Source organism: Nocardia sp. IBHARD005, assembly GCF_052814245.1.
Genome location: NZ_CP199935.1, coordinates 346,785 through 368,260 on the forward strand (window position 1 = coordinate 346,785; position 21,476 = coordinate 368,260).

Consider the following 21,476-nt stretch of genomic DNA (forward strand, 5'->3'; position numbering starts at 1 on the left):
ATCCTCCGAACCCCCGCAGCTTTCGCGCCCGATTGTGCACAGTCGTACTAGTGATCGTCAACACGTCTATGGTCTGGACATGCGACCGGTTCAGCTGCTAATCACCCGCTCGACGGCCGTTTCGATCAGCGCCATGCTCTGTTCCTCGGTGAAGATTCCGGGCAGTGTGAGGTGTTCGACAATGAGCCAGTTGAGCGCCAGATAGAGCAGTAGCACCGACTCCGCGTCGCCCGGCAGACCGGATGCCAGATGGTTGCGCACGTTGAAATCGATGTCGGCGCGGACGCGTTCGGTGAGCACCTCGCGGAGTTCGGGGCGCCGGGTGGCCTCGAGGCGGAGTTCCAGCAGCGCGAGATAGGCCTTGCGATGCGATTCGATGCGCCCGACCACCTCTTTCATCAGTGCGGTGATGTTCGCGATGTTCTTGGGGCCGTCGCTGACAAGGGCCATCGTCTCCTCGCTCGGCTGCACCACCTCGTAGAAGCGGATGCCTGCCTGGGTCAGCAGCTCGTCGCGATTGGCGAAGTAGTTCGACGCCGTGCCCGCGGGGACGGCGGCCTGTTTGTCCACCGCGCGGAAGGTGAGGCCACGGGCGCCTTCATCGGCGAGCACCTCGATGGCCGCGTCGAGCAGGGCTTGTCGTCGTTCGGGGTTGGTACGCACTTGACACCACTCCATGTGTAGTACTACGTTGAAACCACTTCAATCAGAGTACAACAACTGAGGCGGTAACCATGCGAAAGCTTGTCTACTTCATCGGCGTCTCGATCGACGGCTACATCGCGGGCCCCGGCGGGGAGGCAGAGTTCTACCCGGTCACCGACACCTACGCGGCGGCGCTCGGCGCCGAATTCCCCGAAGCCATCCCGACCCACCTGCGCACGAGCATCGGCATGGATGTCGACACGCCGAACACGAACTGGGACACCATGCTCATGGGTCGCGGCACCTACGCGGCGGCCTACGACGCGGGCATCCTCAGCCCGTTCGCGCACATGAAGCAGTACATCTTCTCGTCCTCGCTCGGCCCGGTCGACGCACCCAACGTCGAGATCGTCAACGGCGATCCGGTCGAGCTGGTGCGCGAACTCAAGCAGGAGGACGGCCTCGACATCTGGCTGTGTGGCGGCGGGAAGCTCGCGGGTCAGCTCCTCGACGAGATCGACCAGCTGATCATCAAGAGCTACCCGGTCGTCGCGGGCGAGGGCATCCCCGCCTTCACCGGCGTCTTCAAACCGACATCCTTCACCGCGGTGCAGCGCAAGGAATTCGACAACGGCGCGCAGGTCACCTGGTTCGATCGGAGCTGAATCCGGTGGTTATCCACAGGTGACAAGCCTGTGTCGTTTTCCACAGCCAGGGTAGGTAGCAGCAAAACCGGTGGCCCGCGGCCGGTACTCTTGGACGCTGATACCAACCTGACACTCGATCGTGAAGGACCTGCTGTGGCTCTCGTAGTTCAGAAGTACGGAGGATCCTCGGTGGCTACCGCCGAGCGGATCCGGCGCGTCGCTGAACGGATCGTGGAGACCAAGAAGCAGGGCCACGACGTAGTCGTCGTGTGCTCGGCCATGGGCGACACGACCGATGAGTTGCTCGATCTCGCGGAGCAGGTGGCCCCGGCGCCGCCTGCTCGCGAGATGGACATGCTGCTCACCTCGGGCGAGCGCATCTCTAATGCCTTGGTGGCCATGGCTATTCATACTCTCGGCGCCGAGGCTCGCTCGTTCACCGGTTCGCAGGCCGGCGTGATCACCACCGGCGCGCACGGCAACGCCAAGATCATCGACGTGACCCCTGGCCGCCTGCAAGAGGCCCTCGCCGAGGGCCAGATCGTGCTGGTGGCGGGCTTCCAGGGCGTGAGCCAGGACAGCAAAGACGTCACCACACTGGGCCGCGGCGGATCCGACACCACCGCCGTCGCGCTGGCCGCGGCGCTGAAAGCCGATGTCTGCGAGATCTACACCGACGTCGACGGCATCTTCTCCGCCGACCCGCGCATCGTGCCCGACGCTCAGAAGCTCGACAAGATCTCCTACGAGGAGATGCTCGAGATGGCGGCCTGCGGCTCGAAGGTGCTCATGCTGCGCTGCGTGGAGTACGCGCGCCGCTACAACGTTCCCGTTCATGTTCGGTCGTCCTACACCGACAAGATCGGCACCACTGTTTTCGGATCGATGGAGGACATTCCCGTGGAGCAGGCAATCCTGACCGGCGTCGCGCACGACCGCAGCGAAGCCAAGGTGACCGTCGTCGCCCTACCGGACGAGCCGGGCTACGCGGCCAAGGTGTTCCGCGCGGTGGCCGATGCCGAGATCAACATCGACATGGTGCTGCAGAACATCTCCAAGGTCGACACGGGCAAGACCGACATCACCTTCACCTGCCCCAAGACCGATCTGGTCCGCGCGGTGCAGATGCTCACCGCGCGCCAGGACGAGATCGGCTTCGCCGAGATCCTCTCCGACGATCACATCGGCAAGGTCTCGCTGGTCGGCGCCGGGATGAAGTCGCACCCGGGCGTCACCGCCACCTTCTGTGAGGCACTGGCCAACGCGGGCGTGAACATCGACCTGATCTCCACCTCGGAGATCCGGATCTCGGTGCTGGTGCGTGATACCGAACTGGACGAAGCGGTCCAGGTGTTGCACAGGGCATTCGATCTCGGCGGCGACGAGGCCGCTGTCGTCCACGGCGGAACGGGGCGTTAAGCAATGGGTGTACGTGTAGGTGTTGTCGGTGCGACCGGTCAGGTCGGCGCCGTCATGCGCAAGCTGCTCGAAGAGCGCAACTTCCCGGCCGACGAGGTGCGGTTCTTCGCCTCCGCTCGGTCCGCGGGCAAGACACTGCCCTGGCGTGGGGGCGAGATCGTTGTCGAGGACACCGAGACCGCTGATCCCGCTGGCCTCGACATCGCGTTGTTCTCGGCCGGTGCCACCATGTCGCGTGTGCAGGCCCCGCGTTTCGCCGCGGCCGGTGTGATCGTGATCGACAACTCCTCGGCCTGGCGCAAGGACCCCGAGGTGCCGCTGGTGGTGTCGGAGGTCAACCCCGAGGCCACCCGCAACCTGCCCAAGGGCATCATCGCGAACCCGAACTGCACCACCATGGCCGCGATGCCGGTGCTCAAGCCGCTGCACGACGTGGCCGGGTTGCAGCGCCTGATCGTGTCGTCGTACCAGGCAGTTTCGGGGTCCGGGCTCGCCGGTGTGGAGGAGCTCGCCTCGCAGATCCGCGCGGTGGCCGCTGATGGGGAGAAGCTGGTGCACGACGGTTCGGCCGCCGAGTTCCCCGCGCCGAACAACTACGTCGCGCCGATCGCCTTCAACGTGATCCCGCTGGCCGGCGCCCTGGTCGACGACGGTTCCTTCGAGACCGACGAAGATCAGAAGCTGCGCAACGAGAGTCGCAAGATTCTCGGGCTGCCCGATCTGCTGGTGAGCGGCACCTGCGTGCGGGTTCCGGTCTTCACCGGGCACTCGCTGTCGATCAATGCCGAATTCGCCGAACCGCTTTCGGTGCTGCAGGCCAAGGAACTGCTGGCCAAGGCGCCGGGCGTGCGCCTGGTCGACGTGCCGACCCCGCTGGCCGCCGCGGGCCAGGACGACTCCCTCGTCGGGCGCATCCGCCAGGATCCGGGTGTGCCGAGCGGTCGCGGTCTCGCGCTGTTCATCTCGGGTGACAACCTGCGAAAAGGCGCTGCTTTGAACACGATTCAGATTGCGGAAGTGCTGCTCGAGAACCTTTGATAGTTCGAAACTGCGCCTCCGGGGTTTGGTAGTCCCAGGAGGTTTGGGCTGTGTTATTGGCGCGCTGGCGCGCGCGTGTCCGCGGCCCTGAGGGCCGCCGGTTAGCGCTCGAGACTAGAGCCTTCGGCTCAGCGCTTTCGAGCGCTAACCGGCGGCCCGGCCGCGGACCGGCCACTTCGTGGCCGCCGCTCCCCAGGGGTCGCGGGTGCGGGGCTGGGAGTGCGGTCATGGCGGATATGGGGTGGACGGTGTGGCTGGGAATGCGGTAGCCCGGCGGACCTGGGTGGACGGTGTGGCTGGGAATGCGGTAGCCCGGCGGACCGGGGTGGACGGTGTGGCTGGGAGTGCGGTAGCCCGGCGGACCGGGGTGGACGGTGTGGCTGGGAGTGCGGTAGCCCGGCGGACCTGGGTGGACGGTGTGGCTGGGAGTGCGGTAGATCTGCCTTTGGGGTGTGGTTGGGCGGGACTGGTAGGGCGGTCTTGGGGTGTGGTTGGGCGGCGGGGTAATCCCTCGTGGGGAGCGCACCAGCTCAGCGGATTCCTGGGGTGCGTGGGTCGTGGCCGACGCACGCCAGGATGGCGCAGCCGGGTGGGATGCTGGCGAACGGGGGTGCCAGGGGTTGGTTGAGGCAGTCGAAGACGGTGCAGCCGGGGTAGGCGCCGGGGCCGATGCCGAAGACGGCCAGCAGGATGTTGGCGTCGATGAGCTTGCCTGCGTCGAATTCGAGTGGGGGCTCTACGTAGGGTTCGGCGATCGGCACCTGTGTGTCGGTGATGGCGGCGAACAGGCGGCGGAAGAATTCGTGGGGCAGTTCTTCGGCGTGCGCTAGGACGCCGCTCGGGCCGTGTGCGGTCTGGTTGCCGAAGGGGCCGGTCCACATCACCGTCATGTCGAGGCTCGGCAGGAAGAAGACGTTCTGCAGGCCTAGCCCGGACATGAAAAACGTGTCGCCGGGCATGAATTCGGGGGATTCGCCGCAGTTGGCGCCGAGCCAGAACAGGTAGCCGTAGCAGCTGTTCGCCTTCGACGGGGTGCGGGCTTTGCGCAGATAGTCCGCCGAGATCACCCGGTCGGGGCCCCAGCGGCCCTCGTTCGAGACGAGCAGCCCGATCTTGGCCAGGTCGTTGGGCGGCAGCATGAGGTGGGCATAGCCGTAGGTGTGGCCGGATCGGTCACTCGCCCAGTAGTAGTCGGTGCGCGGGATGCCGAGCGGGTCGAACAATTCCCGCTGCGCGAACTGCTGGAGCGGTTCGCCGACGGCCAGCTCGATCACATACGACAGCAGGTCGACATTGCGCTGGCTGTAGCTGAACGTGGTACCGGGCGGGTTGGTCAACTCCATCGACAGGGCCTGCACCGCCGAGTGCGGGTCGATCGGGATCACCGCGGTGATGCCCTCCGACAGCACACCCACCTTCATCCCCGAGGTTTCCGTGAGCAGATTCTCGACGGTGATCGAGCGGTGCACCGCATCGCCGAGACCGCGCGGCAAGTAGCGGTCGATGGGCGCGCCGATATCGAGTTTGCCTTCGTCGGAAGCGATTCCGGCCAGTATCGACACCACCGATTTGGTGACGCTCCAGATGTTCCACGGCGTATTGCCGGTCTTGTCGTTGCGCAGTCCTTCACCGACGAGGCAGTTGTGCCGGAAGATCTGGACGTTGAGCCGGTTGCGTGTGGCGGCGAACTGCAGTGCCGCTTCGAGTTTCGCCGAATCCAGCCCGACCTGTTCGGGTTCGGCTCGTTCTAAGTCGCGACCGGATGTCACCTCGCAGGTCGTACTCGGCGCAGCGTGGGCCGGAACGGCGAACAAGCTCGCCGAGGCCAGCACCGCAGCGATCGTTCCTGCGAAAACGCCCGTGATGTGCCGCATGCGGGCGAGAGTAGCCCCCGACACGCACCGTAACCCGTATAGCGTGGCCGCCGAATCAACCGCGAATCCCATACACTGCAGCACCAACCGCGAGCACCCCGAGCCCGGCAAGCACCGACCCGATCGGCAACGCGAACCCGACCACCACACAACCCACCGCGCCGAGCGCCGGAACCCAGCGCCGCGGCCTGCCCTCGGCGGCGGTCAGTGTGGCCGCCGACAGGTTGGCGATGAGGTAATACGCGAGCACCGCGAACGACGAGAACCCGATCGCGGCCCGCAGATCCACCGTCGCCGCGAGGACCGCGACCACCACACCCACCGCGAGCTCGGCCCGATGTGGGACAGCGTATTTCGGATGGATCTGGGCCAACCCGCTGGGCAGATGGCCATCGCGCGCCATCGCCAGCGAAGTCCGCGAAACACCCAAGATCAACGCCAGCAGCGAACCCGCCGCCGCGAGCACCGCACCGATGCGCACCACGGGCGCCAACCAGCCGGCCCCCGCCGCCGCGACGACCTGTGCGAGTGGATCACGCGCCGCCGCCAGCCCTCCTGACCCGAGCGTCAGCAACGCCGCCACCGCGACCAGCGCGTACACCGCCAACGCCACCGCCAATGCGAGCATGATCGCCCGCGGAATAGTCCTCTCCGGCGCACGCACCTCCTCGCCGAGTGTGGCGATTCGCGCATACCCCGCGAACGCGAAGAACAACAACCCCGCCGCCTGCAACACCCCATACGGCCCGATCTCCTTGTCGAGAACCGTTGCCCCCGAATGACTCCCACCGACCCCGGCCACAACAACCACCGCCAGCACTGCCAGCACCACCGCCACGATCACGCGCGAAGCCAACGCCGACTTCTGCACCCCCACATAGTTGATCCCCGTCACCACCACCACGGCCCCCACCGCCACCGCGTGCGCCTGCTCCGGCCACGCGTAACTCCCCACCGTCAACGCCATCGCGGCGCACGACGCCGTCTTCCCTGCTACGAACCCCCACCCCGCCAAGTACCCCCAAAACGCCCCCAACCGCTCCCGCCCGTACACATACGTCCCCCCGGACACCGGATACAGCGCGGCCAACCGCGCCGACGACATCGCGTTGCAATAGGCGATCACCGCGGCCACCCCCAAAGCCACCAGCAACCAAGAACCACCCACCCCCGCCGCAGGCCCCAACGCCGCGAAAACCCCGGCCCCCACCATCGCCCCCAACCCCACCACCACCGAATCCCCCAACCCCAGCCCCCGCCGCAACCGCCCATCCGATGTCATAGGCCCATCCTCGAGCACGCGCGCAGGGCCCGCGACCCGGATAAGACAAACGCCGCCAGGTCGATGAGGGTGACCTGGCGGCGTTCGCTGGGGCCGACGCCCCACAAGCGCCTCTCGGCGGGTGGTCGCTCGTAGCGACAAAGGGGTGAGGCCCGGGGCTGTTCGGACGTCGACAGGGTGTTCAACCACGGCCGTCGGTGAACTATTCCGACGGTTCGATGTGATCCGCGCAACGCACGAGGCAGGTACCGCGAAAGGAGTACCTGCCTCGTGTCATGGCTGGGCGAAGGGCCTGGTTCCGGGCTCTTTCGTGGGTCGGTGTCAGTGGTCAGAAGTTGCTGAACCAGTACAGGATGCTTGCCAGCAACCAGACGATCGCGGTTTCCATCGTCGTTCTCCTTGCGTCGGTACTTCCATCATCGCCGAAGACGCGCGTTCGCCGACAAGTTGTTCTTAAGAAGCTCTAAGGACCGACACCGCATTGTTGCTTCAGACACCGGAACAACCGGGTCCGATCGGTCTCGAGGGGTGATCGGCCGGACCCGGCGGTGCAGACCAGAAGGTGGCTCTTCCAGACGCTGAAGACGCACTGCCGACGGTAACCACACCGACGGGCTGGGCCGAGGATGTTCCATGACGTGTCGTCGGGTATACGACCGGGCCGGTCTGATCGAGGGGTGATCGGCCCGGCCGTTTGCGTATGGCCCGGATTCGGGTAAGGGTTGTGGGGTGGTCGATATTGCGGAGCACTCCGACGCGCTCGACCGTGCTGAGGTGCGGCTGCGCGAAGAATTCGCGACAATGTTCGAGCTGGAGACGATCCATCGTTTCCTGCATTCCTCCTACGAGAATTTCGCCGCGAGGGCGACCGTGACCCTGTACTTACCGTTGCTGGCCGAGCGATTCGGGCGGCAGCGCTTGCAGGCGCTGGCCAAGGTCGAGGGCAAGGTGGCCCAGCCGCGCCCGACGGTGCTGTTCCTGTGTACGCACAACGCGGGCCGCTCGCAGATGGCACTCGGCTTCTTCGAGGAGCTGGCGCTGGGCCGGGCGGTGGCCTGGTCGGGTGGGTCGGTGCCGAGTGGGCAGCTCAATCCGTCCGCGGTGGCGGTGATGGCGGAGTCGGCGTCGATATCTCGCGCGAGTATCCGAAGCCGTGGACCGAGGAGATCATCCGCGCCGCCGACGTGATCGTCACGATGGGCTGCGGCGACACGTGTCCGCTGGTGCCGGGGGTGCGCTACGAGGAATGGATCATCGAGGATCCGGCCGGGCTGGCGGTCGAGCAGGTGCGGCCCATCCGCGACGACATCGGTCATCGCGTGACGGGCCTGCTCGCCGAGCTCGGAATCGACGTCATCGATTCCGTAGATACGCCACCCAGCTCCCGTACCGCGTGATGTCGGTGGCGGCGACGGCGGCGTCGTAGCTGCACGCGAAGCCGACCACCGGGCGTCCGTCGGACAGCTCGATGCTGGTCAGGGCCATCGGCGGCGGTAGTTCGGCGAGGAATCGGCCGAGGCCGGCTGGGGAGACCAGGAACAGTTCGCCGAGGATCGGTGCGCCCTGTCCGTCGCCGTGGCGGACCAGTCCGGGTTTGCGTGGGGTGGTGTCGAGGGCGGTGAGACGGTAGGCGTCGCTGGTGGTGATCTCGCCCGCGAAGCGGGCACCGAGGTGTTCGAGTTGCCAGTGCAGGGGCTGGCCGCGCAGGTGTGCGCCGAAAACCGCTAGGGGCACAACGGATTCCACGAGTAGTGGTGCGGGGGTGCCGGTGATGCGGGCGGCCAGGTCGACGGCGAGTTGGTCGGCGAAGGCCGGGACTACGACTGTCACGCCGAACGGGAGGCCGTCGGTGGTTGGTGTCCCGGGGACCGCGACGGCGGCGAGGTCGAGGAGGTTGCAGAAGTTTGTGTAGGTGCCCAGACGGCGGTTGATCGCGAGTGGGTCGGCGTCGACTTCGGCGATCGACGGGTGTTCGGTGGTGGTGGGGAGCAGGAGACCGTCGAAGCCGGCGAGCAGTGTCGCCGCGGTGGTGCGTGCTCGGGCGAGGGTGTCCAGATCATGGACGAAGGCATGTGCGTCGAGTTCTTTTGCGGCGCTGATGATTCCAGCGACTGTTCGGTCGAGGCCGTGGGCGCCCTTGTCGACGAACTCGCCGACCGCCGCGTATCGCTCGGCGACTATCGCGCCGTCGTAGAGCAGGCGGGCTGCGTCGAGAAGTGGTGAGATGTCGATTTCGATGCTGTGTAGCCCTTGACTGCGCAGGGCCGCAACAGTTTCGGCGAAGGCTGTGCGGTAGGCCGGGCTGAGCGGTTCGAGATCTTCGGGCCGGGGGATTGCGATCTTGGGCTCGGCGGATACCGCGAGGCGGACGTCAGCGGGCCATTCGCGACTACGCGGGTCGCGAGAATCCCTGCCCGCCATAACCTTTGTGGCGATGACGGCCAGGTCGAGGTCGGCGGCGAATATGGTGACCGCGTCGTAGTCGGCGCAGGCGGGGACGACGCCATGGGTGGGAATCACGCCGAGGGTGGCCTTGATGCCGACGATTCCGTGAAATGCGGCGGGCACGCGGCCCGAGCCCGCCGTATCAGTGCCGATGGCGAGGTCGGCGATACCGAGCGTGACCGCCGCCGCTGAGCCGGAACTCGAACCACCCGAGATCAATTCGGGATGCAGTGCATTGCGGACGGCGCCGTAAGGGCTGCGAGTGCCGACGAGCCCCGTGGCGAACTGGTCCAGGTTGGTCTTGCCGAGTACCAGCGCGCCCGCCGCCGTCAGCCTCTGCACAGCGGAGGCGGTTTCCGTTGCTGTATAGGCGAATTCGGGACAGGCGGCGGTGGTGGGCAACCCGGCCACATCGACGTTGTCCTTGACCGCGAGGAGCAGACCCGCCAGCGGGAGTTTCTCGCCCGCGGCGACACGGCGTTCCAGGTGAACGGCTTCGGTCGTCAGATCCTCCTGCGCACGCAGCGTGATCCAGATCTCCGGCCGATCCACCTCGGCGATCCGTGCGTAGGCGGCGGCGACCCGCGCGGTCGGGGTGACAGACATTGACGCTCCTGTGATCACTAGGAGCTCTATTCGCTGAGGGACATGGCGGCAACGGCCCGCGAAATACGCTCGAGCACCACATCCAGCGAATCGCCGATGTGGGTGTGCAAAAGCTGCTGAGCCAGCGTGAGGTCATCGGCGAGGACCGCGTCGAGGATGCCGAGGTGCTCGCTGATCGTGGTCTCGATGCGGTTGTTGATCATGAAGTCGTACATCCGCACATGCCGGATCCGGGAGTTCACCGCCACCAGGGCGCGCACCATCTCGGCATTGCCCGCCGCGGTCAGCAGCGCGACGTGGAATTCCTCGTCGACGACGACGAAACCCGGCTCCTGGGCGGGCGGGTCGGCCCGCAGGGTGAGCCACTTCTCCTGTTCGGCGTGCAGCAGCGCCGTGTCGTGGGTGATCCGCGGATCCGCCCGCACGCGCGTCATCCCACCCAGTTCCAGGGTCAGCCGCAGCTCGTAGAGATCGCGAATGCGCGCCACACTCGGGCGCACCGGGCTGAACCCGAACTCCGCACGCTGCAACAGCCCGTCGGAGCAGAGCATCGTGAGCGCCTCCCGAACCGGCGTGCGGGAGATCCCGAACCTGGTCGACAGTTTCGGTTCGGTGAGTCGCTCCCCGAACCGGATGTCGCCGTTCATCAACTCGCCCCGCAACGTCGAATACACGACGTCACGCAACGGCCGTCCCGACCCATCGCCCGGTGCATCCACCCTTGTCGACATGGGTGTATACGCTATCGACCGCCAATTTCTATCAAGTGACAGAAAGTAAGCGCCACGTTATCCCTTGCTCACACCGGCACCCTCACCACGCCGAGCCTCGCGATGGGAGAACTTCTCAACCAACCCCGAACACGCAGGCAACCCCACCCGTCACGCGGACCCCCACACTCGAACCACGAGCCCACCGCCGCGCTCCCCACTCCGCTCACCCCGGAAGGGCGACCCCATGAGCCCCACCATCCTGGCCCTCATCCTCGGCCTGATCTCCCTCACGGCCATCACCATCTGCTGGCCGAACCCCCTCGACCGCAAACCCCCACAGACAAGCGAAGAGCCCCTGACCAGTGACCTGATCAGGGGCTCTTCTGTGTCTCAACCAACACGTCGGGGTGACAGGATTTGAACCTGCGACCTCTTCGTCCCGAACGAAGCGCGCTACCAAGCTGCGCCACACCCCGTGAGGCGAACCTGAAGTAGCTTACAACGTGCGGTCGTGAAACGTTAAATTGGCTGGTCAGGTGGGGGTTAGTCGAGGGATCTGATGGAGCTGAAGATGCGCTTGGCTTCGGCGGCGTCGATGGCGCCGGGGACGCCGGTGTCGGCGATCATGACCATGACGAAGCTGCCGTCCTTGGCGCCTTTGAAGGCGTAGGTGTAGACGGAGTAGGTGGCGGCGCAGCCGGGTTTGGGGGCGGGGACGGTGCCGGTGGTCTCGGTGAACATGCCCTCGGTTCTGCCGTCGATCGACTTCAGGGGCTGGGCGGGGCCGGGGGTGCCTCGGGAGCCCTGGTAGGCGAGGGGGGCGGCTTTGGTGCCGAGTTCGGCACCCGCTGCGGCGTTGTCGGCGTTCTTGGAGCCGGTGAGCAGCGACATGGTGCGGGTGGAGTTGGGGCAGTAGTCGCGGCCGTCGGAGGCGTAGCCCTTGCCGATCACGGAGTCGCCGGGAGGTTCGCCGACGCCGCCGATGGTGGTTTCGGTGGCGACCGTCCAGCCCGCCGGGACGTCGTAGGCGGCGCCACGGTCGGGGGAGGCGACTACCTGGTAGCCCTCGATGAGGGGTTTGCGGTTCGACGCGGCACCCGTGGGGGCGGGGGTGGTCGTGCTGGGTTCGGGCTTGCTCGACGAGGTCGGCTTAGGGGTGGTGGACAGGGCGCTGACCATCGACGGTGTGGCGCCCGCGGTGGTGGTCGGTGCGTCGTCGCCGCGAGTCAGCGCGACCGCGGTGATCGTGCCTCCGACCAGGAGTAGCGCCGCGATGCCCGCCGCGGCCCAGATCGCCGCCTTGTTTCCGGATTTCTGACCGGGTGGGAAGGGCTGACCGTAGGACTGGACGCCGCGGTGGTCCAGCGGGGGGACTTCGCCGTATTGCTGCGGGGCGGGCTGCTGCAGGCCCGGTGCGCCGACCCTGGTCGGATCGGCCTGCCCCGCCGGTGTGCCCCACTGCAGCTGACCGGGCGGATTCGGCGGACCGCCCCACTGCTGCTGATCGGGCGGATTCGGCGGACCGCCCCACTGCTGCTGCGTACCGGCGGAGGGAACGCCCCACTGCTGACCAGGAGGCACCGGCGCGCCCCACTGGCCCGGAGGTTGTTGTCCGGCAGGCGGATTCAGGCCCGGTTGCCACTGCTGATTCGAACCGGGTTGTCCACCAGGAAAATTCGCGCCGGGAGCTATCGATCTGTCCGGCTGCGGGCTCCCGGGGTGCCACTGCCGGCCAGGTTGTCCGGCAGGTGCATTCGTACCGGGCTGCCAAGGCTGGTTCGAACCCGGCTGACCCACAGGCGGATTCGCCTCAGACCACGGTGCCGGCCCGCGCAGCGGGGTGGGGTCGGCCTGTCCTGGCTGCGGAACCTGCTGTCCCGCGGGAGGGTTGCCGGAATCCTGCCAATCCTGCGGACCCGCCGGTGCCCATTGCGTGGGTTCGGGAAGCCCGGGTGGTGGGCCGGAGCCGTCCCAGCGCAGAGTCGGCGGAAGGCCGGTGCTGCCCGGCGTCCACACCGCGGTGGGATCAGGTGCGCCCGGAGTCGGCTGTTCCGCCGCCGGATCCGGCGGACCGGGCCGCTGCCACTGCTGGTCGGGCTGGTTCGGTGCGCCGGTCCCGCCGGATACGGTCGGATCGTCGGGTCCACTGCTCACGGTCGTCTCTCCTGATGACACCTCAATGACAATGTCGTTCGGAGCCAGACCCTAGCGGGCTACGGCCTCCGAGGTCGAAATGCCGAAGCCGGTGTCGGCGGAGGGCCGCTTGGGCTGGGCGCCGACCAAGGTCAGCAGCGTGGCTTCGGGTCGGCAGCAGAAGCGGTAGGGCGCCCACGGGGAGGTGCCGATACCGGCCGAGACGTGCAGCTGGGTGTGCTCACCCCACTGGGAGGCACCCTTCACGCGGGACTTGTCGATGCCGCAGTTGGTGACCAGCGCGCCGTAACCGGGAACGACCAGCTGCCCGCCGTGCGTGTGACCGGCCAGCACCAGGTCATAGCCGTCTTCGGCGAAACGATCGAGCACCCGCGGCTCGGGCGAGTGCGTGACACCGATGCTGAGCTGAGCCAGCTGGTTCGGTGCGCCCGCGACGGTGTCGTAGCGGTCGCGCTGCAGGTGCGGGTCGTCGACGCCGGCACTGGCGATGCGGATACCCGCCACCTCGAGGTCACGGCGGGTGTGGGTCAGGTCGAGCCAGCCGCGTTCGGTGAATGCCGCGCGCAGGTCCTTCCACGGCAGCGGATCCCCGTAGACGCGACGGTGATCTTTCTTGAAATACTTCAGCGGATTCTTCGGCACCGGCGCGAAATAGTCATTCGAACCGAACACGAACAAACCCGGTCGAGCCAGCAGCGCACCGAGAGATTGCACCACGGCGGGCACGGCCTTGGGATGGGAAAGATTGTCGCCGGTATTCACGACCAGGTCGGGTTCGAGCCGGTCGAGTTCGCGCAGCCACTGTTGTTTGAGCTGCTGGCCCGGCATCATGTGCAGGTCACTGACGTGCAGAATGCGCAACGTCGGTGAACCGGGCGCGAGCACCGGCATCGTGGCTTCACGCAGGACGAACGCGTTCCGTTCGATGAGCGTGGCGTAGCCGATGCCTGCGACGGCGGCCCCGGCGGCTCCCAACGCGGTTCGGCGGACAGCGGACGTCGAGATAACGGGCATTTGCCCAGCATAGGCGACCCCCTCCCGGATCGGCGCGTGTGTTTCCGCACAAACGGTCTGGAATTTTTCTCGGCCCGCCCGATTCCGCACTGAGTGCAGGGACGAAGGAGCAGGGCAGAGAAGCCGCGCCCCTGGCGCGAATGTCACCGCGACGGAAATGTGATGGGCCTGCGCACAGCGAACGACTACGGTAAACCGCATGTCGGAACTGAAAGCCAAGCTGCGCGCGGATATGACCACCGCGATGAAAGCCAAGGACAAACTGCGTCTCGCGACCCTGCGGATGCTGCTCGCCGCTATCCAGACTTCCGAGGTCTCCGGTACGGAGGCGCACGAACTCTCCGATACCGATGTCGTGTCGCTGTTGCAGAAGGAAGCGAAGAAGCGCAACGAAGCGGCCGTGATCTACGAGCAGAACGGTCGTGGTGAACTGGCCGCGAACGAGCGCGCCGAGGAACAGATCATCGAGGAGTACCTGCCGACTCAGCTCGACGACGCCGAGGTGGCGCAGGTCGCCGATACCGCGATCGCCCAGGTTGCCGAGGAGCTCGGTGCGCGCCCTGGGATGAAGCAGATGGGCCAGGTCATGAAGGCCGCCACCGCGCTGGCCGGCGGCAAGGCCGACGGTTCGCGAATCTCCGCCGCGGTCAAAGCCCGGCTCTGAAACGAACAAGGCCGCCGTCCGAATCGGACGGCGGCCTTGCTCGTGTGACTAGCGCGGCACCGGAATGGGGATCGGTGGCAGGCGCGGAATCTGCGGCAGCCCCGGAATCACCGGTGCGGGCGCGGCGGGCGGGGGAGTCGTCGGCGCGGGCACCCGGACGGTCCCGTCACTGATGTAGATCGTGACCACCGAGCCCGGAATGGCCGAGCCGTTCGGTGAACTGCCCATCACGGTGCCCTTGGCCTGCGAACCCGCCCCTGTCACCGCGGAGACCTGGAAGCCGGCACCGGACAGGATCGAGGTGGCCTCGCCCTGGGACTTGCCCGCGACATCGGGTACCTGGGAGTTGTTCGCGCCACGGACGTACTTGTCGTCCAGCGGCGGCAGCGCGGCAGGCGGATATCGGTCCATCAGCGGCTTGATCGCGTTGAACCAGGTGCGGGCCGGTTCGTTACCGCCGAACAGGCCGGAGGCATCGCTGGCGCCACAGTTGCGCAGCGGGAACGAGCAGATCTCGCCGGGGGTCGGGCTGTCGCCGTAGACGTAGACCGACGATGCCAGCGAGTTGGTGAAGCCGAGGAACGCCGAGGAACGGTGGCTCTCGGTGGTGCCCGTCTTGCCCGACATCGGCGCCGACCAGCTCGCGGCACGCGCCGCGCCCGCGGCGGTACCGCTGGTGTCGTCCTTGCTCATCGCGTTGGCGAGGGTGTTGGCCAGGCCAGGGTCGACCACCTGCTCGCAGGCCTGCTGGGTGAGCGGAACGGTCTTGCCATTGCGGTCGAGGACTTCCTTGATCGGCGAGGGCGGGCACCACTTGCCGCCCGAGCCCAGCGTGGCGGCCACATTCGTCAGCTCGAGCGGGTTGATCGAGAACGGGCCGAGGGTGAACGAGCCCATGTTGTTGTTCTTGATGTGGTCGGCCAGGCTCGAGTTGCCGTGGCCGGAGGTGCCGGGTTCGGTGTAGGCCCGCATGCCCAGGCGCACAGCCATATCCACCGCGGCCTCGACGCCGACGTCCTGGATCATTTTCACGAAGGTGGTGTTGGGCGAGGTCGCGAGCGCGTCGGTCACCGACATCGAGCCCGGGTAGTTGCCCGCGTTCTTGACGCACCACGAGTCGGCCGGGCAGCCCGGCGAGTTCGAGTAACCCATGCCCCTGGCGGCGTAGGTGCCCGGTACTTCCACCTGAGCGGCGATTCCGAGGCCCTTCTCCATCGCGGCGGCGGTGGTGAACAGCTTGAAGATCGAGCCTGCGCCGTCACCGGCCAGCGAGTACGGCTGGCCGAGCAGTGTCTCGTTCGCGTCGCGATTGAGGCCGTATGTGCGGCTCGACGCCATCGCGAGAACGGGGTGCGAATCCTGACCGGGCGCGACCACCGACATGACCTCGGCGATGTTGTCGAGGTTGGGGTCGGCCTGCTCGTTCACCGAACGCTTCACCGATTCCTGCAGGACCGGATCGAGGGTGGTCTTGATCAGGTAGCCGCCCTTGTCGATCTGTTCGCGACTGATCCCGGCCTCGGCCAGGTATTGCAGCGCGTAGTCGCAGAAGAAGCCTTTGTCGTTGGCCGAGATGCACCCGCGCGGCAGACCCTTGGGTTCGGGCAGCACGCCGAGCGGTTCGGCCTTGGCCTTGCGGAACTCCTCGGCGCGGTGCGGGATGTTCTGGATCAGCGTGTCGAGCACGGTGTTGCGGCGGTCGGTGACGCCGTTCACGTTGGTGTAGGGGTTCAGCTTGGAACTGGACTGCACCATGCCGGCCAGCATCGCCGACTGGGTGATGTCGAGCTGGGACGCGTCGATGCCGAAGTAGGTCTGGGCGGCGTCCTGGACGCCGTAGGAACCGTTGCCGAAGGGCACCAGGTTCAGGTAGCGGGTGAGGATCTCGTCCTTGGACAGCTCGCGGTCCAGCGTGAGCGCCATCCGGATCTCGCGCAGCTTGCGCGCCGGCGTGGTCTCGATCGCGGCGCGGCGTTCGGCGTCGGTCTTGGCGACCACGAGCAGGTTGAAGTTCTTCACGTACTGCTGGTCCAGGGTCGAGGCGCCCTGCTGTACCGCACCGGAGGAGGTGTTGGTGAGGAACGCGCGCAGCGTGCCCTGCCAGTCCACGCCCTTGTGGTCGGCGAAGCGCTTGTCCTCGATGGACACGATCGCCAGCTTCATGTTGTTGGAGATGCGATCGCTCGGTACCTCGAAGCGGCGTTGCTCGTAGAGCCACGCCATCGGCGACCCGTTCGCGTCGACCATGGTCGACACGGCGGGGACGGTGCCCTCCACCAGTTCGGCTGAGACATTGTCGACGGCATCGGCGGCGCGGTTGGAGATGAACCCGAATCCACCGGCCAAGGGAAACAACAGCCCAGCGACAAGCACGGCGGCCAGCGCGCAGCTGCCGGCCAGCCTCGCGAGCGTTTGAGTGATCGGCACGAGCCCAGCCTAAGGGGTGGCGTGGCGAGGTTCACTGCTGTGCTGCTCGACTGCTTGGTTCGCCCTGAATGTCCGGGCGGTGCCAGGGGGGTTGCTCGGGCGTGTCAACAAAATGATCACATCGGCGTGTCGCGACCGGCCACGCCGGTGAACAGCACTACTGCGCCGTTCTGGCCGGATTTGAATGGACGCCCGTACCAAAAAATCGGGGGGCGGTCTTGCGTAACCGCCATACCTTTACCTAGATTGAGAACCCAGTGTGATAGAGCTAACACTCAAAGTGGAATGTGGTGCGGGACGCAGCGGTAGTTGGGTTGCTGTGATCCGCGCTCGCGATTCTGGAGCGCCGCACAACGGTGTTCGGACTGCAAAGGGGCACATCAAATGCACATCACAACCCCCATCGCTCGACTGGATGTAGAGCAGGCCGAGGCAAGGATCGCTTGGGTTGCCCAGGCGCGATGCAAGGAAGTGGACCCTGATCAGCTGTTCGTTCGCGGTGCGGCCCAGCGCAAGGCGGCAACGATCTGCCGTCATTGCCCGGTGCTGATGCAGTGTGGTGCTGATGCGCTCGACAACCGGGTCGAGTTCGGTGTGTGGGGCGGGATGACCGAGCGGCAGCGGCGTGCGCTGCTCAAACAGCATCCCGACGTGACGTCGTGGGCCGAATTCTTCAACGCCCAGCGGCAGCACCAGGTAGCTATCTAGCAGACGAGACCGGACCGTTATCACAAACGGCGCCGAGACCGCGTGGTTTGCGGAATCGGCGCCGTTCGTGAGTGTTACCGGATTGTGAGCTATAGCGGATTTGTCTGAATCGATCAGGCCGAAGCCGGGGTACCTGTCAGCTGATCGGCGACCGCGCGCAGGGCATCGAGGTCCGAGACCTCGAAGGGCAGCGCCGTCACCGAGACGATCTGCACGCGCGGATGCGCACCGGTGAAGCGATGCAGCAGCCGCCGCTCCCGCGCTGCCGTCGACACCCGATCCGCGTGGATACGCAGCACCGAGGCGGTCAGCGGGTCCGAATCGGCCAGCTGGTCCGACGCGGTCAGCGCGTGATCACCGGACAGCTCCGAGAGCGCGGGGTGCGTCCGGTTCAGCACCAGACCGGCCAGCGGCATCTTCTCGGTCGAGAGCCGGTCGACGAAGAACGACGCCTCGCGCAGCGCGTCCGGCTCGGGCGCGGCGACCACCAGGAAGTGGGTGCCCGGCCTGGACAGCATCGCGAAGGTGCGCTCGGACCGGTCCTGGAACCCACCGAACAGCGATTCCAGCGACTGCAGGAACGTCGAGGCGTCCTTGAGCATCTGCCCGCCGACGACGGTCGACACCCCGCGCATCGCCAGGCTCATCGCCCCGGTGACGATCCGGCCGACACCGCGTCCCGGCGCCATGATCAACCGGATCATCTTGCCGTTGAGGAAGGTGCCGAGCCGCTTGGGCGCGTCGAGGAAATCCAGCGCGTTGCGCGAGGGCGGCGTGTCGACCACGATCAGGTCCCACTCCTTGCGCGCGGCCAGCTGGCCGAGCTTCTCCATCGCCATGTACTCCTGCGTGCCACCGAACGAGGACGCCACCGTCTGATAGATCGGATTGGCGAAGATCTGCTCGGCCTTGTCCGCGCTGGTGTGCTCGAGCACCATGTCGTCGAAGGTGCGGCGCATGTTCAGCATCATCGCGTGCAGCTCGCCGGGCACCTCGGGCTGGAGTTCCACGCGCTGCGGGGTGTTGTCCAACTCGGCCACGCCGAGCGACTGCGCCAGCCTGCGCGCCGGATCGATGGTCAGCACCACCACCTTGCGGCCCGATTCCGCCGCTCGCAGCGCGATCGAGGCCGCGGTGGTGGTCTTGCCGACCCCGCCGGACCCGCAGCACACGATCACCTTGGCGTTCGGATCGGCGATGATCTTGGCAACGTCCAATAAGGGCGGGGTGGAAACGTGCTCGCTCATCGGACTCCCTGCGCGGATAGCTGTTCGGCCAGTTCGTAGAGGCCGCCGAGGTCGATGCCGTCGCCGAGGGCGGCCAGCGACAGCTGGGGGACATCGATCTGCGCCAGTTCGGCGGCGCTCGCGTTCTGCGCGGTGAGCACGATCGCGTGGTCGACTGTTTCGGCGATCAGGCCGTCGAAGTCGGATTCGGACAGGGTGATCCCGGCCTTGGCCAGGCCTGCGGCGATGGCGTCGGTGTCGAGCTCGCCCGCCACGGCCGTGTCGCGCTCGGCGGGGGTGAGTTCGGCGGTGGCCGCCCGGTTGACGATCACCGTGCCGATCCGCAGATCGTCGGCGGTGAGTTCGGCGATCGCGTCGGCGGTCTCCTGCACCGGCAGCGCCTCTAGCAGCGTCACCAGGTGGATCATCGTCTGATCGGAGTGCAGCAGAGTGGACACGCCCTCGGCCTGCGAGGCGATCGGGCCGCCCTTGGCGATCTCGGCCATGGCCGTGGTGACGTCGAGGAAGCCGGCGATCCGGCCGGTCGGCGGCGCGTCGACGACGATGTCGTCATAGGCGGGCCTGCCGTCCTTGCCGACCCTGACCACGCACTCTTTGATCTTGCCGGTGAGGATCACGTCGCGCAGACCGGGCGCGATCGTGGTGACGAACTCGATGGCGCCCATCCGGCGCATCGCCCGGCCCGCGAACCCGAGGTTGTAGAACATGTCGAGGTATTCGAGGAACGCGTACTCGATGTCCAGTGCCAGCGCCGTCACTTCGCCGCCGCCGTCGGCGCTGGCGATATGGGTCTCGGTGGGCGGCAACGGTGGCCGATCGAACAATTGCGCGATGGACTGGCGACTCTCGACCTCGACCAGCAGCACTTTGCGTCCCCCCGCGGCGAGCGCGAGTGCGAGTGCGGCCGAAACGGTCGACTTGCCGGTGCCTCCTTTGCCGGTCACGTAATGCAAGCGTGCCTTGGCCGCGCGCTGTGGCCATCCGGTCGACGGTTCGGGAACCGACGAAACCGGCTCTGCTGTTGGTGCTCCCACGTCGCCGAGCCTATAACCCGTTTCTCCCGAGCGTTCGGGGTGAGTCCTAAACTCACACCATGAGTGAAGTCACCCGTTGGGAGTACGCGACCGTGCCGCTGTTGACGCACGCGACGAAGCAGATCCTCGATCAGTGGGGATCCGATGGCTGGGAGCTGGTCTCGGTGCTGCCCGGACCGACCGGCGAACAGCACGTTGCCTACCTGAAGCGGCAGAAGTAGCCGTGGCCACCGCGTGGAAGGACGCGCTCGACCGGCTCGGCGTCACGCTGCCGCCGGTCGCCGCCCCTGTCGCGGCCTACATTCCCGCCGTGCGCACCGGTTCGCTGGTGTACACCTCCGGCCAGCTGCCCTTCGTCGACGGTGAATTGTCGGCGGTCGGCAAGGTCGGGGCCGAGGTGGATGTGGAGCAGGCCAAGGAGGCCGCTCGGCTGTGCGCGCTGAACGCGCTCGCGGCCGTGCACGATCTGGTCGGGCTCGACCAAGTGGTGCAGATCGTGAAGGTCGTCGGATTCGTCGCCTCGGCGCCCGGATTCAGTGATCAGCCGATCGTGATCAACGGCGCATCGGAGTTCCTCGGTGAGGTGTTCGGCGAGGCGGGCGTGCACGCGCGCTCGGCCGTCGGCGTCTCGGAACTGCCCAAGAACACACCCGTCGAGGTGGAACTGATCGTCGAGGTCGGATAGGCAGCCGTCATGGCACTGGAACACCCCGCGTACAGCCAGGTCAGGCAGGTCACCCCGACGGCATCGGTACTACTGGCCGACAATCCCGGTCAGATGACGCTCGACGGCACCAACACCTGGCTGCTACGCGGCCCGGACAGCGACTTCTACGTGGTCGTCGACCCGGGACCGAAGGACAAGAAACACACCGCCGACATCGTCGAGGCCACCGGCGGCCGCATCGCGCTGACGCTGATCACCCATCACCACCACGATCACACCGGCGGTATCGATCACCTGGTGAAGGCCACCGGGACGCCGGTGCGATCGGCCGATCCGGCGTATCTGCGCGGGGCGGTCATGCCGTTGGCCGACGGCGAGGTGATCGAGGCAGCGGGCCTGCGGATCACGGTGCTCGGCACGCCGGGGCACACCACCGATTCGATCAGCCTGCTGCTCGATGACGCGGTGCTCACCGGTGACACGGTCCTCGGCCGTGGCACCACCGTGCTCGAATCAGCTCCCGGCGCGCTGGCGAGCTTTCTCGCGTCGCTGGAAAAGCTGCGTGAGCTCGGTGCGGGCAGGGCATTGCTGCCCGCACACGGGCCCGATCATCCCGACGTGGCGCCGGTCGCGCAGTACTACCTCGACCATCGGCGCGAGCGGCTCGATCAGGTGCGGGCCGCGCTGGTCGAACTGGGTTCCGACGCGGGCGCTTTCGCGGTGGTCCGCAAGGTGTACGCCGATGTGGACAAACGGCTGTGGCCCGCCGCGCGCAGTTCTGTGCGGGCGCAGCTGGAATACCTGCGGGCCGAACAAAGTTGAACGCCTTCCGATCGCAGGCCCAAAGGTGCCTGCGATCGGAAAGCGTTCGAAAACCCCGACGTCCCAGCGG

General features: G+C 66.8%; 18 protein-coding genes, 1 tRNA gene and 1 pseudogene. 9 read left to right on the top strand and 11 right to left on the bottom strand.

The window, feature by feature from the left end:
* Positions 1-90: 90 nt before the first annotated feature.
* Positions 91-663: a TetR/AcrR family transcriptional regulator gene (locus ACTWPB_RS01565; RefSeq protein ID WP_446223975.1), complete on the bottom strand. Its 573-nt coding sequence runs from the start codon at positions 661-663 to the stop codon at positions 91-93.
* 71 nt (positions 664-734) lie between these two features.
* Here ACTWPB_RS01565 and ACTWPB_RS01570 point away from each other — a divergent pair, with 71 nt between their 5' ends.
* From ACTWPB_RS01570 to ACTWPB_RS01580, 3 genes are all read left to right on the top strand, one after another.
* Complete coding sequence (locus tag ACTWPB_RS01570) at positions 735-1,310, top strand: dihydrofolate reductase family protein (protein WP_446223976.1); 576 nt, start codon at positions 735-737, stop codon at positions 1,308-1,310.
* Between the two features lie 135 nt (positions 1,311-1,445).
* Positions 1,446-2,711, top strand: a complete 1,266-nt coding sequence (locus ACTWPB_RS01575) for an aspartate kinase (RefSeq protein ID WP_446223977.1) — start codon at positions 1,446-1,448, stop codon at positions 2,709-2,711.
* A 3-nt stretch (positions 2,712-2,714) separates the two neighbouring features.
* Positions 2,715-3,749 (top strand): aspartate-semialdehyde dehydrogenase, encoded by a 1,035-nt coding sequence (locus ACTWPB_RS01580; RefSeq protein WP_446223978.1) that lies wholly within the window; start codon positions 2,715-2,717, stop codon positions 3,747-3,749.
* Between the two features lie 530 nt (positions 3,750-4,279).
* On the opposite strand, the gene ACTWPB_RS01585 is transcribed toward ACTWPB_RS01580, so the two are convergent.
* Both ACTWPB_RS01585 and ACTWPB_RS01590 read right to left on the bottom strand, forming a co-directional pair.
* Complete coding sequence (locus ACTWPB_RS01585; protein WP_446223979.1) at positions 4,280-5,623, bottom strand: serine hydrolase domain-containing protein; 1,344 nt, start codon at positions 5,621-5,623, stop codon at positions 4,280-4,282.
* A 55-nt stretch (positions 5,624-5,678) separates the two neighbouring features.
* The gene (locus ACTWPB_RS01590; protein ID WP_446223980.1) at positions 5,679-6,905 is read right to left on the bottom strand and encodes an APC family permease; all 1,227 of its coding nucleotides are present in this window, start codon (positions 6,903-6,905) and stop codon (positions 5,679-5,681) included.
* Positions 6,906-7,634: 729 nt separating this feature from the next.
* On the opposite strand from ACTWPB_RS01590, the pseudogene ACTWPB_RS01595 reads away from it, so the two are divergent.
* Positions 7,635-8,302: pseudogene (locus tag ACTWPB_RS01595) on the top strand (arsenate reductase ArsC).
* Here ACTWPB_RS01595 and atzF read toward each other — a convergent pair.
* From atzF to ACTWPB_RS01620, 5 genes are all read right to left on the bottom strand, one after another.
* The gene (atzF, locus tag ACTWPB_RS01600) at positions 8,259-9,956 is read right to left on the bottom strand and encodes an allophanate hydrolase (protein WP_446223981.1); all 1,698 of its coding nucleotides are present in this window, start codon (positions 9,954-9,956) and stop codon (positions 8,259-8,261) included. The pseudogene ACTWPB_RS01595 and the gene atzF sit on opposite strands and share 44 nt — an antisense overlap.
* Before the next feature lie 26 nt (positions 9,957-9,982).
* Positions 9,983-10,687 (bottom strand): GntR family transcriptional regulator, encoded by a 705-nt coding sequence (locus tag ACTWPB_RS01605; RefSeq protein ID WP_446223982.1) that lies wholly within the window; start codon positions 10,685-10,687, stop codon positions 9,983-9,985.
* 384 nt (positions 10,688-11,071) lie between these two features.
* Positions 11,072-11,145: transfer RNA gene (locus ACTWPB_RS01610), tRNA-Pro, on the bottom strand.
* A 67-nt stretch (positions 11,146-11,212) separates the two neighbouring features.
* Complete coding sequence (locus ACTWPB_RS01615) at positions 11,213-12,823, bottom strand: hypothetical protein (protein WP_446223983.1); 1,611 nt, start codon at positions 12,821-12,823, stop codon at positions 11,213-11,215.
* A 51-nt stretch (positions 12,824-12,874) separates the two neighbouring features.
* Entirely contained in the window at positions 12,875-13,837 is a 963-nt protein-coding gene (locus tag ACTWPB_RS01620; RefSeq protein ID WP_101464816.1) for a metallophosphoesterase, read from the bottom strand.
* 199 nt (positions 13,838-14,036) lie between these two features.
* Here ACTWPB_RS01620 and ACTWPB_RS01625 point away from each other — a divergent pair, with 199 nt between their 5' ends.
* Positions 14,037-14,501, top strand: coding sequence for a GatB/YqeY domain-containing protein (locus ACTWPB_RS01625; RefSeq protein WP_446223984.1), 465 nt, complete (start codon positions 14,037-14,039; stop codon positions 14,499-14,501).
* Positions 14,502-14,549: 48 nt separating this feature from the next.
* Here the strand turns inward: ACTWPB_RS01625 and ACTWPB_RS01630 are convergent, their stop codons facing one another.
* On the bottom strand, positions 14,550-16,928 hold the full coding sequence (locus tag ACTWPB_RS01630; protein ID WP_446223985.1) for a penicillin-binding protein: 2,379 nt from the start codon (positions 16,926-16,928) through the stop codon (positions 14,550-14,552).
* A 384-nt stretch (positions 16,929-17,312) separates the two neighbouring features.
* Here ACTWPB_RS01630 and ACTWPB_RS01635 point away from each other — a divergent pair, with 384 nt between their 5' ends.
* Positions 17,313-17,636 (top strand): WhiB family transcriptional regulator, encoded by a 324-nt coding sequence (locus ACTWPB_RS01635; protein WP_056821932.1) that lies wholly within the window; start codon positions 17,313-17,315, stop codon positions 17,634-17,636.
* Positions 17,637-17,749: 113 nt separating this feature from the next.
* Here the strand turns inward: ACTWPB_RS01635 and ACTWPB_RS01640 are convergent, their stop codons facing one another.
* Both ACTWPB_RS01640 and ACTWPB_RS01645 read right to left on the bottom strand, forming a co-directional pair.
* Positions 17,750-18,883 carry an ArsA family ATPase gene (locus ACTWPB_RS01640; protein WP_446223986.1) on the bottom strand — a complete coding sequence of 378 codons (1,134 nt, stop codon included), beginning with the start codon at positions 18,881-18,883 and terminating at the stop codon, positions 17,750-17,752.
* A complete protein-coding gene (locus ACTWPB_RS01645; protein ID WP_446223987.1) occupies positions 18,880-19,917 on the bottom strand; it encodes an ArsA-related P-loop ATPase in 1,038 nt (345 codons plus the stop codon). The genes ACTWPB_RS01640 and ACTWPB_RS01645 overlap by 4 nt, the downstream gene beginning before the upstream one ends.
* 59 nt (positions 19,918-19,976) lie before the next feature.
* On the opposite strand from ACTWPB_RS01645, the gene ACTWPB_RS01650 reads away from it, so the two are divergent.
* Genes ACTWPB_RS01650 through ACTWPB_RS01660 form a run of 3 tightly spaced genes read left to right on the top strand, consistent with a single transcriptional unit; the run spans position 19,977 to position 21,406 of the window.
* A complete protein-coding gene (locus tag ACTWPB_RS01650) occupies positions 19,977-20,138 on the top strand; it encodes a DUF4177 domain-containing protein (protein ID WP_266297640.1) in 162 nt (53 codons plus the stop codon).
* 2 nt (positions 20,139-20,140) lie between these two features.
* Positions 20,141-20,602, top strand: a complete 462-nt coding sequence (locus ACTWPB_RS01655) for a RidA family protein (protein ID WP_446223988.1) — start codon at positions 20,141-20,143, stop codon at positions 20,600-20,602.
* Positions 20,603-20,611: 9 nt separating this feature from the next.
* Positions 20,612-21,406 carry an MBL fold metallo-hydrolase gene (locus ACTWPB_RS01660; protein WP_446223989.1) on the top strand — a complete coding sequence of 265 codons (795 nt, stop codon included), beginning with the start codon at positions 20,612-20,614 and terminating at the stop codon, positions 21,404-21,406.
* Positions 21,407-21,476: the final 70 nt, after the last annotated feature.